The 595-nt window shown below is 80.0% G+C and carries 1 protein-coding gene; it reads right to left on the reverse strand.

Annotation, left to right across the window (positions count from 1 at the left end):
• Positions 1 to 595: FAD-binding protein (locus PYV61_RS26400; RefSeq protein WP_275836869.1), on the reverse strand; the 595-nt coding region annotated here is incomplete at both ends.

A 595-nucleotide genomic window follows, 5' to 3' on the forward strand; every position in this document is an offset into this window, starting at 1 on the left:
CGGCGAGCGGCGCGCCGAGCAGGCGCGCCCCCCACGCGTCGAGCGCGCGCGCCGGCGGCAGCGCGGCGGCGACGGTCGCGTCGTCGTCGGGGAGCGCGCGCAGCCGCACGCTCACCTCGGTGATCGCGCCGAGCGTCCCCCACGCCCCGGTCAGCAGCCGCACCAGGTCGAAGCCGGCGACGTTCTTCAGCCGGCGGCCGCCGGCGCGCACGACCACGCGCGGGCCGATCGCGAACGCGAGCCCGAGCACGTTGTCGCGCGGCGTCCCGAACGCGTGCGCCAGCGGCCCCGCCGACGCGGTGGCCACCGTCGCGCCCAGCGTGCCCGCCGCGTCGCCGAACGGGTCGAGCGCGAGGAACTGCCGCTCCGCCGCCGCGGCGCGCGCGATCTCGTTCGCCGGCGTCCCGGCGCGCGCGGTCCGCGTGAGGTCCCCCGGCACGTAGTCGACGATGCCGCGGAGCGCGGCCAGCGCGAGCGCGGCGCCGGCGGCGACGGGGCGGCCGGCGTCGAGCCAGGTCCCCGCGCCGACGAGGCGGAGCCGCGTGCCGCGCGACGCGGCCTCAAGTCGGAGGCCAAGCGGTCTTAGGAAGACAAA

The organism is Roseisolibacter sp. H3M3-2, from assembly GCF_029211165.1.
Classification (GTDB): Bacteria; Gemmatimonadota; Gemmatimonadetes; order Gemmatimonadales; family Gemmatimonadaceae; genus Roseisolibacter.